This window comes from Pseudomonas sp. FP2338 (assembly GCF_030687515.1).
Classification (GTDB): Bacteria; Pseudomonadota; Gammaproteobacteria; order Pseudomonadales; family Pseudomonadaceae; genus Aquipseudomonas; species Aquipseudomonas salomonii.
In genome coordinates this window covers 428,953-444,186 of sequence record NZ_CP117436.1, presented here as the reverse complement: position 1 = coordinate 444,186, position 15,234 = coordinate 428,953, and the positions used below count along the sequence as shown (strand labels likewise).

Here is a 15,234-nt window from a genome sequence, read left to right as displayed (position 1 = left end):
GTTATCGATGAGACAAAGCCGGGTCGTAATGGACCTTGGCCGCTTGCCCGGCAGCGGGTTTGACCCACAGCAGGTAAGCCAGCACCAGCAGCACGATCCACACGGCGCCGACCAGCAAAGCCGCCTGGGTATCCGGGAAGTAACCCAGCACGCCAAACACGAACAGCATGAACACAATGGCCGCCGCTGGCGCATAGGGCCAGAACGGCACCGGGAATTTCAGCTCGGCCACCTGTTCCTTGGTCATGGAGCGGCGCATGGCGACCTGGGTAAACAGGATCATCAGCCACACCCACACGGTGGCGAAGGTGGCAATCGAGGCGATCAGCAGGAACACGTTTTCCGGGATCAGGTAATTGAGCACCACGCCGCCGAGCAACGCCGCGCCCATCACCAGGACGGTCATCCACGGCACGCCGTGTTTGGACAGCTGCGCAAACCCCTTGGGCGCCTGCCCTTGCTGGGCCAGGCCATACATCATGCGGCCGGCGCCGAAGATGTCGCTGTTGATGGCCGAGACGGCGGCCGAGATCACCACGATATTGAGGATGGTTGCGGCCGAGCCAATGCCCAGGTTGCTGAAGATCTGCACGAACGGGCTGCCCTGGCTGCCGATCTGCGGCCACGGGTAGATGGCCATCAACACAAACAGGGTCAGCACGTAAAACAACAGGATGCGCAGCGGCACCGCATTGATCGCCTTGGGAATCACGCGCTGCGGATCTTTGGCTTCACCGGCGGTGATGCCGATGATTTCGATGCCGCCAAACGCAAACATCACCACCGCGAACGAAGCGATCAGGCCGCCGATGCCGTTAGGCATGAAGCCCCCATGCGCCCACAGGTTGCTGAGGCCGCTGGCCTGGGTTTCACCCGCCGAATGAATGCCGAACAGCATGATGCCAAAGCCGCCGAGGATCATCGCCACGATGGCGCCGACCTTGAGCAGTGACAACCAGAACTCCATCTCACCAAACACTTTGACGTTGCACAGGTTCAGGCCGCCGATCAAAAACACGATGCCCAGCACCCAGACCCAGCGTGCGACCTCGGGAAACCAGAAGCCCATGTAGATGCCAAAGGCGGTGACGTCGGCGAGGCAGACGATGATCATTTCAAACGCGTAGGTCCAGCCGAGCACAAACCCGGCCATCGGCCCCAAATAGGTGCTGGCGTACTGGCCGAAGGAACCGGACACCGGGTTGTGCACGGCCATTTCACCGAGGGCGCGCATCACCATGAACACGGCAGCGCCGCCGATCAGGTAGGCCAGCAGCACGGCAGGGCCAGCCATTTGGATGGCGGAGGCGGAACCATAGAACAGCCCGGTGCCGATCGCGGAACCGAGTGCCATGAAGCGAATATGTCGGGCGCTTAGCCCGCGTTTCAAACCCTTTTCTTGCTGGTGCATTTCTCTTCCCTAGTTATTTTTATCCCGAGAAAATTCAAAGCCTGAGCATGACGGGCTTTTGTGGCGAGCGAGCTTGCTCGCGCTGGGCTGCGCAGCAGCCCCAAAAACTTGCGAGCGCTTCGCACTCGAGCGGGAGCAAGCTCCCTCGCCACAGAGAGCATGCCGTCCTTTAGATCGCTTAGAGGCTCGGCAGAAGCTTGGCCGGCACCAGCTCATTCAGGCAGCGGCTGGCGAGCAGTTCGCTGGCGGCATTGATGTCCGGAGCAAAGAAGCGGTCCTTTTCATAGAACGCCACTTTGTCGCGCAGGATTCCACGGGCTTTTTCCAGCTTGGTCGAGGTTCTCAAACCGTCGCGCAGGTCCAGGCCCTGGCACGCCGCCAGCCACTCGACTGCGAGTACGCCACGGGTGTTCTCAGCCATTTCCCACAAGCGCTTGCCCGCAGCCGGGGCCATCGACACGTGGTCTTCCTGGTTGGCCGACGTCGGGATGCTATCCACGCTATGGGGATGCGCCAGCGCCTTGTTCTCACTGGCCAGCGCCGCAGCGGTAACCTGGGCGATCATGAAACCGGAGTTCACCCCGCCATTGCCGACCAAGAACGGCGGCAGTTGCGACATGTGCTTGTCCATCATCAACGAGATGCGACGCTCGCTCAGCGAACCGATTTCGGCGATAGCCAGTGCCATGTTGTCGGCAGCCATGGCCACCGGCTCGGCGTGGAAGTTGCCGCCGGAGATCACGTCGCCTTCGGCAGCAAACACCAGCGGGTTATCCGACACCGCATTGGCCTCTACCACCAGCACTTCGGCGGCCTGGCGGAACTGGGTCAGGCAGGCGCCCATGACTTGCGGCTGGCAGCGCAGGGAATACGGATCTTGCACCTTGTCGCAGTTCTGGTGCGACTGGGACACCTGGCTGCTCTCGCCGAGCAGGTCGCGATAGGCCGCAGCCGCATCGATCTGACCGCGCTGGCCACGGGCGGCATGGATACGTGCGTCGAACGGCGAGCGCGAGCCCAATACCGCTTCGACGGTGAGGGCTCCGCACGCCAGCGCACCGGCGAACAGGTCTTCGCCTTCGAACAGGCCGCGCAAGGCATACGCGGTGGACACCTGGGTGCCGTTCAGCAGCGCCAGGCCTTCTTTGGCCGCCAGCGTCAGCGGCGTCAGGCCGGCAACTTTCAGTGCTTCGGTAGCTTCCAGCCATTCGCCCTTGTAACGCGCCTTGCCTTCGCCCAGCAGCACCAGGGACATATGCGCCAATGGTGCCAAGTCGCCGGAAGCACCGACCGAACCTTTAAGCGGAATGTGCGGGTACACCTCGGCGTTGATCAGTGCGATCAGCGCGTCAATCACCTGGCGACGAATGCCGGAGAACCCACGGCTCAGGCTGTTGACCTTGAGCACCATGACCAGCCGCACCAGCGCGTCGCTGATCGGCTCACCGACGCCGGCGGCGTGGGACAACACCAGGGAACGCTGGAGGTTTTCCAGGTCTTCGCTTGCGATGCGGGTCGAGGCCAGCAGGCCGAAACCGGTGTTGATGCCGTAGGCGGTGCGGTTCTCGGCGAGAATCTGCTCCACGCAGGCCACACTGGCTTCGATCTGCGCCGTGGCGCTGTCATCCAGACTGAGGGTTACCGGCTGCTGGTAGATGGCTCGCAGTTGGGCAAGGCTCAGTTGGCCTGGAATCAAATTTAGCGCAGTCACATTCATGCTCCTTTGAATTGTTCTTTTGGATAAGTGTTAATGCAAATCAGGTAATACGTGGTGCAGCAAAGCGGTGTCCTTGAGCAACGCGGCGGCGCTCGCGATGTCCGGCGCCAGCCAGCGGTCCTGCTCGTAAGGTGAGACTTTTTCACGGAGCAGACGCCAGGCGCTGTCAGTGCCCGCGCCAAAACGCTGGTCCTTCAAAAACTCAAATGCCTGGGCCGCCAACAGGTACTCGATGGCGAGAATCTGGGTGACGTTGGCCAACAGCTGATGCAGCTTGAGCGCGGCGTTGGTGCCCATGCTCAAGTGGTCTTCCTGCAGCCCCGAGGTGACGAAATTGTCGAGCACCGCCGGTTGCGCCAGCTGGCGGTTCTGCCCGCACAGCGAGGCGGCGACGTACTGCACGATCATCATCCCGGAGTTGACCCCAGGGTTGCTGACCAGGAACGCCGGCAAGCCACTGACATGCGGGTTGATCAGGCGGTCCAGACGACGCTCGGCCACCGAGCCGATTTCGGCCATGGCGATGGCGAGCATATCGGCCGCCAGTGCCACAGACTGCCCATGCGGGTTGGCCTGGGACACCACGCGGTAGTTGTCCGGCGTGCCGAGCACCAGCGGGTTGTCGGTGGCGCTGTTGAGTTCGGTCTCGATCTGGCGCGTGGCGTGTTCAACCTGATCACGTGCCGCGCCGTGAATCTGCGGGATCGAGCGGATGCTCAGCGCGTCCTGGGTGCGGATGCCTTTGCTGCTGGCGATCACTTCACTGCCGTCGAGCAAGGCCCGCAGGTTGATGCCGACTTGCTGCATGCCTGGGTGTGGCTTGAGGGCGATGATGGCTTCGTCGAAGGCTTCGATCTGACCACGCTGGGCTTCGAAACTCATGGCGCCGATCACGTCGGCCCATTGCAGCAGGTGATGCGCGTCAGCCAGGGCCAGGCAGCTCAGGCCGGTCATGCACGGCGTGCCATTGACCAGGCACAGGCCGTCTTTGGCGCCGAGCACCACAGGCTGTAAACCTTCGGTTTTTAATGCCGCTTGCGCCGTCACGATCTGGCCGCGATAGCTCACATCACCAACGCCGAGCAAGGCCACGCCAATGTGGGCCATGTGGGTCAGGTAGCCCACCGAGCCCTGGGACGGTACTTGCGGGGTGATGCCATGGTTGAGCAACGCCAGCAGCGAATGCACCACCTGCGGGTGCAGGCCGGATTTGCCGTGGCTGTAGTTGATGACGGCTGCGCAGATGATCGCGCGGGTCTGTTCGTCGCTCAGCACCGGGCCGACGCCACAGGCGTGGCTCAGCAGCGTGTTGCGCGACAGCTGGCTGAGTTGTTCACCTTTGAGCGACACATTGCACAGCGCGCCCAGGCCGGTGTTCACGCCATAGGCGCGTTCGCCGCTGGTGACGATGCGCTGCACGATGGCCTGGGCATTGTCGATGCGCGCCCAGGCGTGGCCCGAAAGTTCGAGCACGGCGCCGTGGCGGGCGACGGCGACCACGTCCTGCCAACGCAGAGGGGCGTCGGCGATGATGATTGTTGTTGCCTGGGACATCTTCATACCTTCTTCAATACTTGTGCAGCCTTACCGGCCCTATCGCAGGCAAGCCAGCTCCCACCTTTGGAATACATTCCCCTGTGGGAGCTGGCTTGCCTGCGATAGGCTCACCACAAGGCTCAGATCAGACCACCGCCGCCCGGCGCTGAACAAACCGGTCCACATACTCATCCGCCGGCGAATGCAGAATCTCGCGCGGCGTGCCGACCTGGATCAGCTTGCCGTCCTTGAGAATCGCAATGCGGTTGCCAATGCGCACCGCCTCGTCGAGGTCGTGAGTGATGAACACGATGGTCTTGTGCAGGGTCTTTTGCAGCTCCAGCAACTGGTCCTGCATCTCGGCGCGGATCAACGGGTCGAGGGCGCTGAAGGCTTCGTCCATCAGGATGATGTCGGTGTCCGCTGCCAAAGCGCGGGCCAGGCCGACACGTTGGCGCATGCCGCCGGAAAGCTGGTGCGGGTATTTGTTTTCGTAGCCCTTCAGGCCCACGGTTTCGATCCAGTGCAGCGCACGTTCGGCGCACACCTGCTTGGTTTCGCCGCGCACCTTGAGGCCGTAGGCGACGTTGTCGAGCACGCTCTTGTGGGGCAGCAGGCCGAAGCTCTGAAATACCATGCTGATCTTGTGGCGGCGGAATTGGCGCAGGGCTTCCATGTCCAGTTGCAGGATGTCTTCGCCGTCCACCAGGATCGCGCCGCTGGTCGGGTCGATCAAGCGGTTGAAGTGGCGTACCAACGTGGACTTGCCCGAACCCGACAGGCCCATGATCACAAAGATCTCGCCGGTGCCGATGCTCAGTGACAGGTCGTTCACGCCGACCACGCAACCGGTCTCGGCCAACACCTGGTCCTTGGTCTTGCCCTGGCCAACCATCGCCAGGGCTTCCTTGGAGCGGTTGCCGAAAATCTTGAAGACGTTTTTAACTTCAATTTTGCTGACAGTAGTCATTTGCTCGCCTCATGCCGTGGACGACCATAGGCCTGGGTAATGCGGTCGATGACCACTGCAAGAATCACAATCGCCAGCCCGGCTTCGAGGCCACGGCCGACGTTGAGGGTCTGGATGCCGACGAGCACGTCTTCGCCCAAACCACGGGCGCCGATCATCGAGGCGATCACTACCATCGACAACGCCATCATGGTGGTCTGGTTGATACCGGCCATGATGCTCGGCAGCGCCAGCGGCAGTTGCACGCCAAACAGTTGCTGCCAGCGGTTGGCACCGAAGGCGTTGATGGCTTCCATGACTTCGCCGTCGACCTGGCGAATGCCCAAGTCGGTAAGGCGTATCAGCGGCGGCGCGGCGTAGATCACCGTGGCGAAAATCGCCGGCACCTTGCCCAGGCCAAACAGCATCAGCACCGGAATCAGATACACGAAGCTGGGCATGGTTTGCATGATGTCGAGCAGCGGCATCAATACCGAACGCAGGCGATTGCTGCGTGCCGACAGGATGCCCAGCGGAATGCCGATCAGCACCGAAATCACCGTGGCAACCATCATCAGCGCCAGGGTTTGCATCAGCTTGTCCCACAGGCCAACCGCGCCCACCAGGAACAGCAGACCGACGATCACCGCCGTGGTCACCACCTTGCGGGTGGCGTGCCAGGCGATGCCGCCGACAATGGCGAGCATCAACCACCAGGGCGCTGCGCGCAGCAAGCCTTCCAGGTTGACGATGGCCCACAACAGCGTGTCGGAGATGTGCCGGAACACATCACCGTAGTTGGTGACCAGTGAGTCCACCCAACCGTTGACCCAGTCGGCGATGGAAAACGTAAAACTCTCAGGAAACATAGCGTGCTCTCGATCCAGTGGGTTGTGGCCGTGTGCCCGGCTAGCCCCTCAGGGTAGCCGGACACCCTTGACCTACAAGGCCGCGTCGATTTTCTTGGCTGCGTCGTCGCTCACCCATGCGTGCCAGACTTCAGGATGTTCCTTGAGGAAAATTTTCGCCAGTTTTGGCGACTCAATCCGCTCTTTGGCCATGCGGCCGAGGTTCTGGTTAAGCAGATCGATCGGCAGGTTGACCTTTTCCAGCACCGCTACCAGTTCAGGCGCTTGCTCGTGGAAGGTCTTGGACAGGCCGACCTTGATGCTCACGCTTTTATCCACACCGGGCTTTTCTTCGAGCTTGACCAGATCAACCTGGCCCATCAGCGGGGTGGGCGACCAGTAGTAGAACAGGATCGGCTCGCCACGCTTGTAGCTCGACAGCACAGCGGCATCCAGCGCCGGGCCGGTGCCAGGGCGGAAGTTGGTGTAGGTGCTTTCCAGGCCGTAGCTTTTGAGCATCTCGCTGTTGTCCAGCTCACAGGTCCAGCCGGCCGGGCAGTTGTAGAAGCGGCCCTTGGACGGCTCTTCCTGGTCCTTGAACACCGAGGCGTATTTGGCCAGGTCGGCGATGTTTTTCAGGTCCGGCGCCTTGGGTTCCAGCTTGCGCTTGGCGTCGCCTTCGATCACGTAACGCGGCACGTACCAGCCTTCGACGGCACCGACAACGGGCGCGCCAACACCAACGACTTTGCCGGCCTTCTCGGCCTTGTTCCAGACCTCGCTGCGGCCTACCCACTCTTCGGCGAACACCTGGATGTCGTTGCTGCTCAGGGCGTTTTCCATGGTGATGGAGTTGCCCGGCAAGCTGTCGGTTTTGCAGTCGTAGCCTTTCTCCAGCACGGTTTGCAGGATGTCGGTGAGCAACATGCCGCTTTCCCAGTTCAGCCCGGCGAATTTCACCGGTTTGCCGGACTCGCACCAACCCGCCGCCTGGGCACCGGCAGTGGCCAGCAAGCCTGCAGATAACACGGTGGCCAGCAGGGTTTTATTCATCTTCATTGTTGTGACGCTCCCAATCTTGAAATGGATTACGGCAGTCAGTAGGCATCCTGCCCTGTCCACGTCCCATCAGGCTTGTGCAGCCAGCCCGTTTGTCGTTGGTGCAGCGCCCTGCTCTCTTGGCAGGATCAGTTGATCGGGCACTGTGCCGTGCCATTTTTTCGCACAGACGTAATACAGGGCCGCAGGCAGTACCAGGCCGATGATCCAGGAGATATCCACATCACCCAGCGCGGCAACCAAGGGGCCGGTGTAGAACTTGGTAGAGATGAACGGCAACTGCACCAGCACGCCGAACACATAAACGCTGATACCGAGCAGGTTCCAGCGACCGTAGCGGCCCTTCGGGTCGGCCAGGGCGGGTACGTCATAGCGCTCGCGGGTGATGCAGTAGTAATCCACCAGGTTGATCGCACTCCACGGCGTAAAGAACGCCAGCAGAAACAGGATGAAAGACTTGAACGCACCGAGGAACGAGTGCTGGCCGAGCAACGCGATCAGGGTTGCAGCGCCGACTATCACCAGCACGAACACCAGACGTTGCAGGCGCGTGACCTCCAGGCGACCACGGAAGCCGCTGATGATGGTCGCAATGCACATGAAGCTGCCGTAGGAGTTCAGGGTAGAGATGGTGACCTTGCCGAACGCGATGCTGAAGTACAGCAGCGCGGCGGTGGCGCCCGTACCACTCAACCCAACGATGTAGGCGACTTCGTGACCGGCAAATTGCCCGTTGGACATGGCCGCGGCAAACACGCCAAGGACCATCGCCACCTGAGCACCAATGACTGAACCCGCGCCGGCGGCGAAAAAGGTTTTCAGCGAAGATGTTTTGCTTGGCAGGTAACGTGAATAGTCCGCCACGTAAGGGCCGAAGGCGATCTGCCAGGAGGCCGCGAGCGATACCGCCAGCAGGAAACTGCTCCAGCTGAAGTGGCGAATCTGCAAAAGCGCGCCGACGTCGGTCTGGCTCATCAAACGACTGAACAGATAGACAAAGGCAATCACGCCAATGACGCTGGCGACACGCCCGATAAAGTGGATCACCCGGTAACCCAATACGGTGACCAGTACGATCACGCTGGCAAAAATCAGGATACCGACGCTGTCGCTGACCCCGAACAACTGGCCTAGCGCCTGCCCCGACAGCACGGTCCCGGTCGCGGTGAAACCGAGGTACATCAAACAAACCAGCACAATCGGAATGGCTGCACCATAAACGCCGAACTGCACCCGGCTGGAGATCATCTGTGGCAGGCCAAGCTTTGGCCCTTGCGCCGCATGCAACGCCATGACGCCGCCGCCGATGAGTTGGCCGATCAAAAGACCGATCAACGACCAGAACACATCACCGCCCAGAACCACGGCCAACGCCCCGGTGACAATCGCGGTGATTTGCAGGTTGGCACCCATCCACAGGGTGAACTGGCTCAATAGACGACCGTGTCTTTCCGCTTCCGGGATGTAGTCGATCGAACGCCTTTCGATCAACGGGGTGGTGTCATTTGCAGCCATGTTGTTCAACCTCTGATGGATTGTTTTTCGGTGGTGCGGGTGAAACATGTCTTGTGTACACAGCAGGGCAAATGTGGGAGCTGGCTTGCCTGCGATGGCATCCCCTCGGTTCTGCCGAGAGACTGAGTCGCCTGCATCGCAGGCAAGCCAGCTCCCACACAAGCCAGCTCCCATACAGCCAGCTCCCACAGGAACCTAGCCGTTCGTTACTTGATCATCGGCAGGTTGAGGCCCTGTTCCTTGGCGCAGTCGATGGCGATCTGGTAACCGGCATCGGCGTGACGCATCACCCCCGTGGCCGGGTCGTTGTGCAGTACGCGGGCAATGCGCTCAGCCGCTTCGTCGGTACCGTCGCAGACGATCACCATGCCAGAGTGCTGGGAGAAGCCCATGCCCACGCCACCGCCGTGGTGCAGCGACACCCAGGTCGCGCCGCTTGCGGTGTTGAGCAGGGCGTTGAGCAGTGGCCAGTCGGACACGGCGTCGGAGCCGTCCTGCATGGCTTCGGTTTCGCGGTTGGGGCTTGCGACCGAGCCGGAGTCGAGGTGGTCACGGCCGATCACCACCGGCGCCGACAGCTCGCCGCTACGTACCATTTCGTTGAATGCCAGGCCAAGCTTGGCGCGCTGGCCCAGTCCAACCCAGCAGATACGTGCCGGCAAGCCCTGAAAGCTGATGCGCTCGCGGGCCATGTCCAGCCAGTTATGCAGGTGCGCGTCGTCCGGGATCAGCTCTTTGACTTTGGCGTCGGTCTTGTAGATGTCTTGCGGGTCGCCCGACAGTGCAGCCCAGCGGAACGGGCCGATACCACGGCAGAACAGTGGGCGGATGTAGGCCGGCACGAAGCCTGGGAAGTCGAACGCGTTTTCCACGCCTTCTTCCTGGGCCATTTGGCGGATGTTGTTGCCGTAGTCGAAGGTCGGAATGCCTTGCTTCTGGAATTCCAGCATGGCTTTGACGTGCACGGCCATCGACTGTTTGGCGGCCTTGATCACAGCAGCCGGTTCGGTCTTGGCGCGGGCGCGGTATTCGTCCCAGGTCCAGCCGGCCGGCAGGTAGCCGTTGAGTGGGTCGTGGGCGCTGGTCTGGTCGGTGACCATGTCCGGGCGCACGCCGCGCTTGATCAGTTCCGGCAGGATTTCGGCCGCGTTGCCCAGCAAGGCGATGGAGATGGCCTTGCCTTCCTTGGTGTATTTGGCGATACGCGCCAGGGCGTCGTCGAGGTCGGTGGCTTGCTCGTCGACATAACGGCTGGCCAGACGAAAATCGATGCTGACCTGCTGGCACTCGATGTTCAGCGAGCAGGCGCCAGCCAGGGTCGCAGCCAACGGCTGAGCGCCGCCCATGCCGCCGAGGCCGGCGGTGAGGACCCAGCGGCCGGTGAGGTCGCTGTTGTAATGCTGGCGGCCGGCTTCCACGAAGGTTTCGTAGGTGCCCTGCACGATGCCCTGGCTGCCGATGTAGATCCAGCTGCCGGCGGTCATCTGGCCGTACATGGCCAGGCCCTTGGCATCCAGTTCGTTGAAGTGCTCCCAACTGGCCCAGTGCGGCACCAGGTTGGAGTTGGCGATCAGCACGCGCGGGGCGTTGCTGTGGGTCTTGAACACGCCGACCGGCTTGCCGGATTGCACCAGCAGGGTCTCGTCGTCATTCAGGTTAGTGAGGCTCTCGACGATCTGGTCGTAGCACTCCCAGTTGCGCGCCGCACGGCCGATACCGCCGTACACCACCAATTCTTTCGGGTTCTCGGCCACTTGCGGATCAAGGTTGTTCATCAGCATGCGCAACGGTGCTTCAGTCAGCCAGCTTTTGGCGGTGAGCTTGTTACCGCGAGCGGCACGGATTTCGACGTCACGGTATTTAGTAGGCTTGGCTTTCGAAAAATCGGTCACAGCTGGACTCCTCGGCATGGTGCGCGAACATTGATGGTGCGAAGGAGAGTCTTACGCACACATCTTTACTTGTATGTACAAGCATATGCAATCAAGCGGCCAACTTGGTCAGAGAGCGGTTGAGATTTTTTTGGGAGGCGTGTGAAAGCCTTGGAAATTAAGGCTTTGAGGCTTGGTGAATTTTCTTACAGAGGGAGTTTGCGGCCGGGGACATTGTTCAGGACCGCCTGGCATTGCGCCAAGCTGGGGCATTCGGTAACAAATTGGTGCGCGGCTGGAAACAGCTCTTATGAGCAATGAAGAGCAAATGTGGGAGCTGGCTTGCCTGCGATAGCGGTGTGTCAGCATCAGATGTGCTGACTGACACACCGCTATCGCAGGCAAGCCAGCTCCCACACTTTTTAACCGCGTGCGGTCAGTTCGATCAGGCAGCAGCGGCCGGTTATCGGGAGGTCGAGCAGGTCGTCGTTACCGTCGATTTGCAGGCAATCGTGATGGCCGAGCTTTTCACCCAGCACCTTCACCTCATCCGCCACACTGAACACCAACACCGTGTGCGCCGTGCTGAAAAACCGCTGCACGCCGTCAATCCACTGCAACCGTGCGTGGTAACACTCAGGCGAATAAATCAGGTTGAAATCGCGGATCGGCCCGGTAATAAGGCGGCACGACACTTGGCTGTCACCCTTGAAGGCGAACGGCTGCAGCGGTAACAGCCCGCGCTGTTCCTCGCCATCCACGGTGAGGACCATGCCCGCGCCTTTGATCACGGTGATCACGCGCTGGTAGCCGGCAAAGGTAGAAAACCCGCCCGACTCGGCAATATCGGCAATCGACAGGCGCCAGCCAAAGCCATCCAGGCCAGTGCCTGCGTCACGGGTGATTTCTTCGGTGCTGCCGCCGCCGTTTTTCCACGGCATGCGGATGTAGTCGGCGGCGCGCCAGACTTTCACTTCACTCATTTACTGAAACGTCCTTCCAGGCTATGACGGGAACCGGGGTGGATCAAACGCGCGGCGGTGACCGGCTGGCGGCCGGACCAGGTGCGGCGGCGAATCAACAGGCAAGGCTCGCTTGGCTCGATCTGCAACAGCTTGCACTCGGCGGGGTCGGCGAGGATGGCTTCAACCACATGCTCGCCCTCGGTCAGTGGCGCGACCTGGTTGAGGTAGGCGTAGGGTGTTTGCTGGGTGAAATCCTGCTGCAGGTATTCCGGCGCCACCAGGGCGTTGACGAAGCGGTCTTCGATTTGCACGGGAATATCGTTTTCAAAATGCACGATCAGCGAGTGGAACACCCGCCCGCCTTCACGCATTTCCAGGGCCACGGCGCGCTCGGAACCGGCGGCCTCTTCGCCCAGGTGAATAACCTGGCAGGTATGCCGATGACCGCGAGAGGCGATCTCATCGGCAATGTTGTGCACTTCAAACAGCGCCGACTGGCTCTTGGGCTCGGCGACGAAGGTGCCGACGCCTTGCATGCGCACCAGCAGACCTTCGGCGGTGAGTTCGCGCAGGGCGCGGTTGATGGTCATGCGGCTGAAGCCCAACTGGCTGACCAGTTCGCTTTCCGACGGCACGCGGTAATGGGGCGGCCAGTTGCCGTTGAGGATTTGCTGGCTGATCATCTGTTTGACGCGGGCATACAAGGGCGCCGGACTTTCGTCCATGTGGGCAGCCAGCGAAGACTTGGCAGGCGGAGTCGGCACAGGGAATCCTTGCAGGGGGAAAAGATGCATAGATTGCCGGAGTTTACCGAGCAGGCAAACGTCTGTATATGTATATACAAATAAACACACGACCGGGGTGCCTTGATCATGTCCGCTTTCTTTGCCGAACGCGCGCTGCTGCCTAATGGATGGGCCAACGATGTACGCTTTGAAGTCAGCGCCGATGGCGTGCTGACCCACGTTGAGCCCAATGCCAGCGCAGACAACGCCGAACGGCTCAGAGGCCCGGTTTTGGCGGGCATGCCCAACCTGCACTCCCATGCGTTCCAGCGCGCCATGGCCGGTTTGGCCGAAGTCGCGGGCAACCCGAATGACAGCTTCTGGACCTGGCGCGACTTGATGTACCGCATGGTCGGCAAGATCAACCCCGAGCAATTGCAGGTCATCGCCCGCCAGCTGTACATCGAAATGCTCAAGGCCGGCTACACCTCGGTGGCCGAGTTTCATTATGTGCACCACGACGTCAGCGGCCAGGCGTATGCCGATCGCACGGAGCTGTCGCGGCAGATCAGCCAGGCGGCGGCCAGCAGTGGCATCGGCCTGACGTTGCTGCCAGTGCTCTACACCCACTCCGGTTTTGGTGGCCAGGCGCCGAATGAAGGCCAGCGGCGCTTTATCAACAGCACCGAAGATTACCTGGACCTGCAAGCACGTCTGAAACCCATTCTGGCGGCGCAATCAGCGCAGCAGCTGGGCCTGTGTTTCCACTCGTTGCGTGCCGTCACACCCAAACAGATTCATGAGGTGCTGGCCGCCAGCGACAAGACTTGCCCGGTACACATCCACATCGCCGAGCAGCAAAAGGAAGTCGATGACTGCCTGGCCTGGAGCGGCAAACGCCCGCTGCAATGGCTGTATGACAATGTTGAAGTGGATGAGCGTTGGTGCCTGGTACACGCCACCCATGCCGACGCCGATGAAGTCACGCGCATGGCCAAGAGCCGGGCCATTGCCGGCTTGTGCCTGACCACCGAAGCCAACTTGGGCGACGGGATTTTCCCGGCGGTGGATTTCCTCGCTCAAGGCGGGCGCATGGGTATCGGTTCCGACAGCCATGTGTCACTGAGCGTGGTGGAGGAGTTGCGCTGGCTCGAATATGGCCAGCGCCTGCGGGACCAGCGGCGCAACCGTCTGTATCGCAGTGATCAGCCGATGGTTGGCCGCACGTTGTTCGATGCTGCGCTCGACGGCGGCGCCCAAGCGTTGGGGCAGCCGATTGGTCGGTTGGAAGTGGGCAAGCGGGCAGATTGGATTGTGCTGGATGGCAATGACCCGTACCTGGCGACGGCGACCGAGGATGGCATTCTGAATCGCTGGCTGTTCGCCGGAGGTGATCGCCAAGTGCGCGATGTGCTGGCCAACGGCAAGTGGGTGGTGCGCGATGGGCATCATGCCGGCGAAGAAGAAAGCAGCCGGGCGTTCACCCAAGTGCTGAAAGACTTGCTGGGCTAATAACCGACACAAAACAAATGTGGGAGCTGGCTTGCCTGCGATACAAACACCTCGGTGTATCAGTTACACCCAGGTGATGCTATCGCAGGCAAGCCAGCTCCCACATTTGATTGAAGGTGGCTTTGGGTTACTGCGAAGTCTTCGCCATCTGCTTGTCCGACGTGCGGAAGATCAATCGCGTCGTGTCATACCCTTGCTGGCGCGCCCTGCTCAGCAGGTCTTCGCGAGTGTCGGCACTCACCGTCGGCGTGCGCGACAAGATCCACATGTAGCGTCGGCTCGGGCTGCCGACGATGGCGGTCTTGTAGTCATCACTCACGTACAGCACCCAGTAATCGCCCTTGGCGACGCCCGGCAGCAGCGCCGTGAACCAGTTATTGAATTCCACCCAGAGCTTGTCGGTCTTGCCCGGCACTTGCGGCGTGGCCGTGCCCTTGGCTTCTTCCCACTTCCACTCTGTGGTCAGGCAGCGGTTGAACACCGACATGTCGCCATCCGGCAACAGGGTGTAGCGAGCTTCGGACTGCGCGCAGTTGCGCTGGAAGTACATCGGCAATCGGGCCAACTCATACCAGGTACCCTGGTAACGCTTGAGGTTGACGTTGCTCGCGGTCTTGGGTTGCAGATCATCGCCAGAATGGCTGGCGCAGCCCGCCAAAAACAGACTGGCGCAAAGAAACAAAACAAAACGCATCATTCTTCTTCTCCCGCAGGCTCGCGCCCCGGTTTACTTCAGGCCTTGCCCGGAAAACATCAGAACTTTGTCACCGGCGTACTGCACGCTGATAAAGCTGTTTTTATCGCCCCACGTACAGCTGGACATGCCCAGCGCACCGGAACAATCGGTCGGCTTACCCAGCAACGACTCCACCTCGGCCTTGGCCATGCCAGCCGACAGCTTTGCGTAATTTTCTTGATTAACCTTGCTGCACGCGGCTAACAGCACGCAAAAAGCCAGCAAAGCGAGACGGCGTAAAGACATGGAAAAGCTCCTGGAGAGACAAAGCAGCTGGGGTATCTGCCAGAAGCTTAGAAGGGAAAAGGGGTGTCTGGTTCCCGACGGGCAAAAACAAAAAAGCCCCGAAAACGCTGAAACGTTTCGGGGCTTCTTCTCATTCAAAACTTC

13 protein-coding genes are annotated in these 15,234 nt (G+C 60.8%); 1 reads left to right on the top strand and 12 read right to left on the bottom strand.

The features are described from left to right. Position 1 precedes the first annotated feature (1 nt). From PSH96_RS01885 to hutC, 10 genes are all read right to left on the bottom strand, one after another. Positions 2-1,411, bottom strand: a complete 1,410-nt coding sequence (locus PSH96_RS01885) for an amino acid permease (RefSeq protein ID WP_138817233.1) — start codon at positions 1,409-1,411, stop codon at positions 2-4. A gap of 178 nt (positions 1,412-1,589) precedes the next feature. Beyond that, positions 1,590-3,128 (bottom strand): histidine ammonia-lyase, encoded by a 1,539-nt coding sequence (hutH, locus tag PSH96_RS01880; RefSeq protein WP_305457106.1) that lies wholly within the window; start codon positions 3,126-3,128, stop codon positions 1,590-1,592. A gap of 30 nt (positions 3,129-3,158) precedes the next feature. Then, the gene (gene hutH, locus PSH96_RS01875; protein ID WP_305457105.1) at positions 3,159-4,682 is read right to left on the bottom strand and encodes a histidine ammonia-lyase; all 1,524 of its coding nucleotides are present in this window, start codon (positions 4,680-4,682) and stop codon (positions 3,159-3,161) included. Positions 4,683-4,809: 127 nt separating this feature from the next. Continuing rightward, a complete protein-coding gene (locus PSH96_RS01870) occupies positions 4,810-5,634 on the bottom strand; it encodes a glycine betaine/L-proline ABC transporter ATP-binding protein (RefSeq protein ID WP_017138612.1) in 825 nt (274 codons plus the stop codon). Then, on the bottom strand, positions 5,631-6,482 hold the full coding sequence (locus PSH96_RS01865; protein ID WP_017138613.1) for a proline/glycine betaine ABC transporter permease: 852 nt from the start codon (positions 6,480-6,482) through the stop codon (positions 5,631-5,633). The genes PSH96_RS01870 and PSH96_RS01865 overlap by 4 nt, the downstream gene beginning before the upstream one ends. A 72-nt stretch (positions 6,483-6,554) precedes the next feature. Beyond that, complete coding sequence (locus PSH96_RS01860) at positions 6,555-7,520, bottom strand: ABC transporter substrate-binding protein (protein WP_305457104.1); 966 nt, start codon at positions 7,518-7,520, stop codon at positions 6,555-6,557. Between the two features lie 69 nt (positions 7,521-7,589). Next, positions 7,590-9,035 carry a cytosine permease gene (locus PSH96_RS01855; RefSeq protein WP_305457103.1) on the bottom strand — a complete coding sequence of 482 codons (1,446 nt, stop codon included), beginning with the start codon at positions 9,033-9,035 and terminating at the stop codon, positions 7,590-7,592. 206 nt (positions 9,036-9,241) lie between these two features. Further along, positions 9,242-10,945, bottom strand: a complete 1,704-nt coding sequence (hutU, locus tag PSH96_RS01850) for a urocanate hydratase (RefSeq protein WP_050547752.1) — start codon at positions 10,943-10,945, stop codon at positions 9,242-9,244. A gap of 383 nt (positions 10,946-11,328) precedes the next feature. Further along, positions 11,329-11,889, bottom strand: coding sequence for a HutD family protein (locus PSH96_RS01845; RefSeq protein WP_305457102.1), 561 nt, complete (start codon positions 11,887-11,889; stop codon positions 11,329-11,331). Further along, on the bottom strand, positions 11,886-12,596 hold the full coding sequence (gene hutC, locus PSH96_RS01840; protein ID WP_370694342.1) for a histidine utilization repressor: 711 nt from the start codon (positions 12,594-12,596) through the stop codon (positions 11,886-11,888). The genes PSH96_RS01845 and hutC overlap by 4 nt, the downstream gene beginning before the upstream one ends. A 147-nt stretch (positions 12,597-12,743) precedes the next feature. Between hutC and PSH96_RS01835 the strand changes: the two genes are divergently transcribed. Then, positions 12,744-14,108: a formimidoylglutamate deiminase gene (locus PSH96_RS01835; RefSeq protein WP_305457100.1), complete on the top strand. Its 1,365-nt coding sequence runs from the start codon at positions 12,744-12,746 to the stop codon at positions 14,106-14,108. Positions 14,109-14,235: 127 nt separating this feature from the next. On the opposite strand, the gene PSH96_RS01830 is transcribed toward PSH96_RS01835, so the two are convergent. Next, entirely contained in the window at positions 14,236-14,805 is a 570-nt protein-coding gene (locus PSH96_RS01830; RefSeq protein ID WP_017138620.1) for a lipocalin family protein, read from the bottom strand. Between the two features lie 30 nt (positions 14,806-14,835). Beyond that, positions 14,836-15,090: a hypothetical protein gene (locus PSH96_RS01825; protein WP_017849914.1), complete on the bottom strand. Its 255-nt coding sequence runs from the start codon at positions 15,088-15,090 to the stop codon at positions 14,836-14,838. Positions 15,091-15,234: the final 144 nt, after the last annotated feature.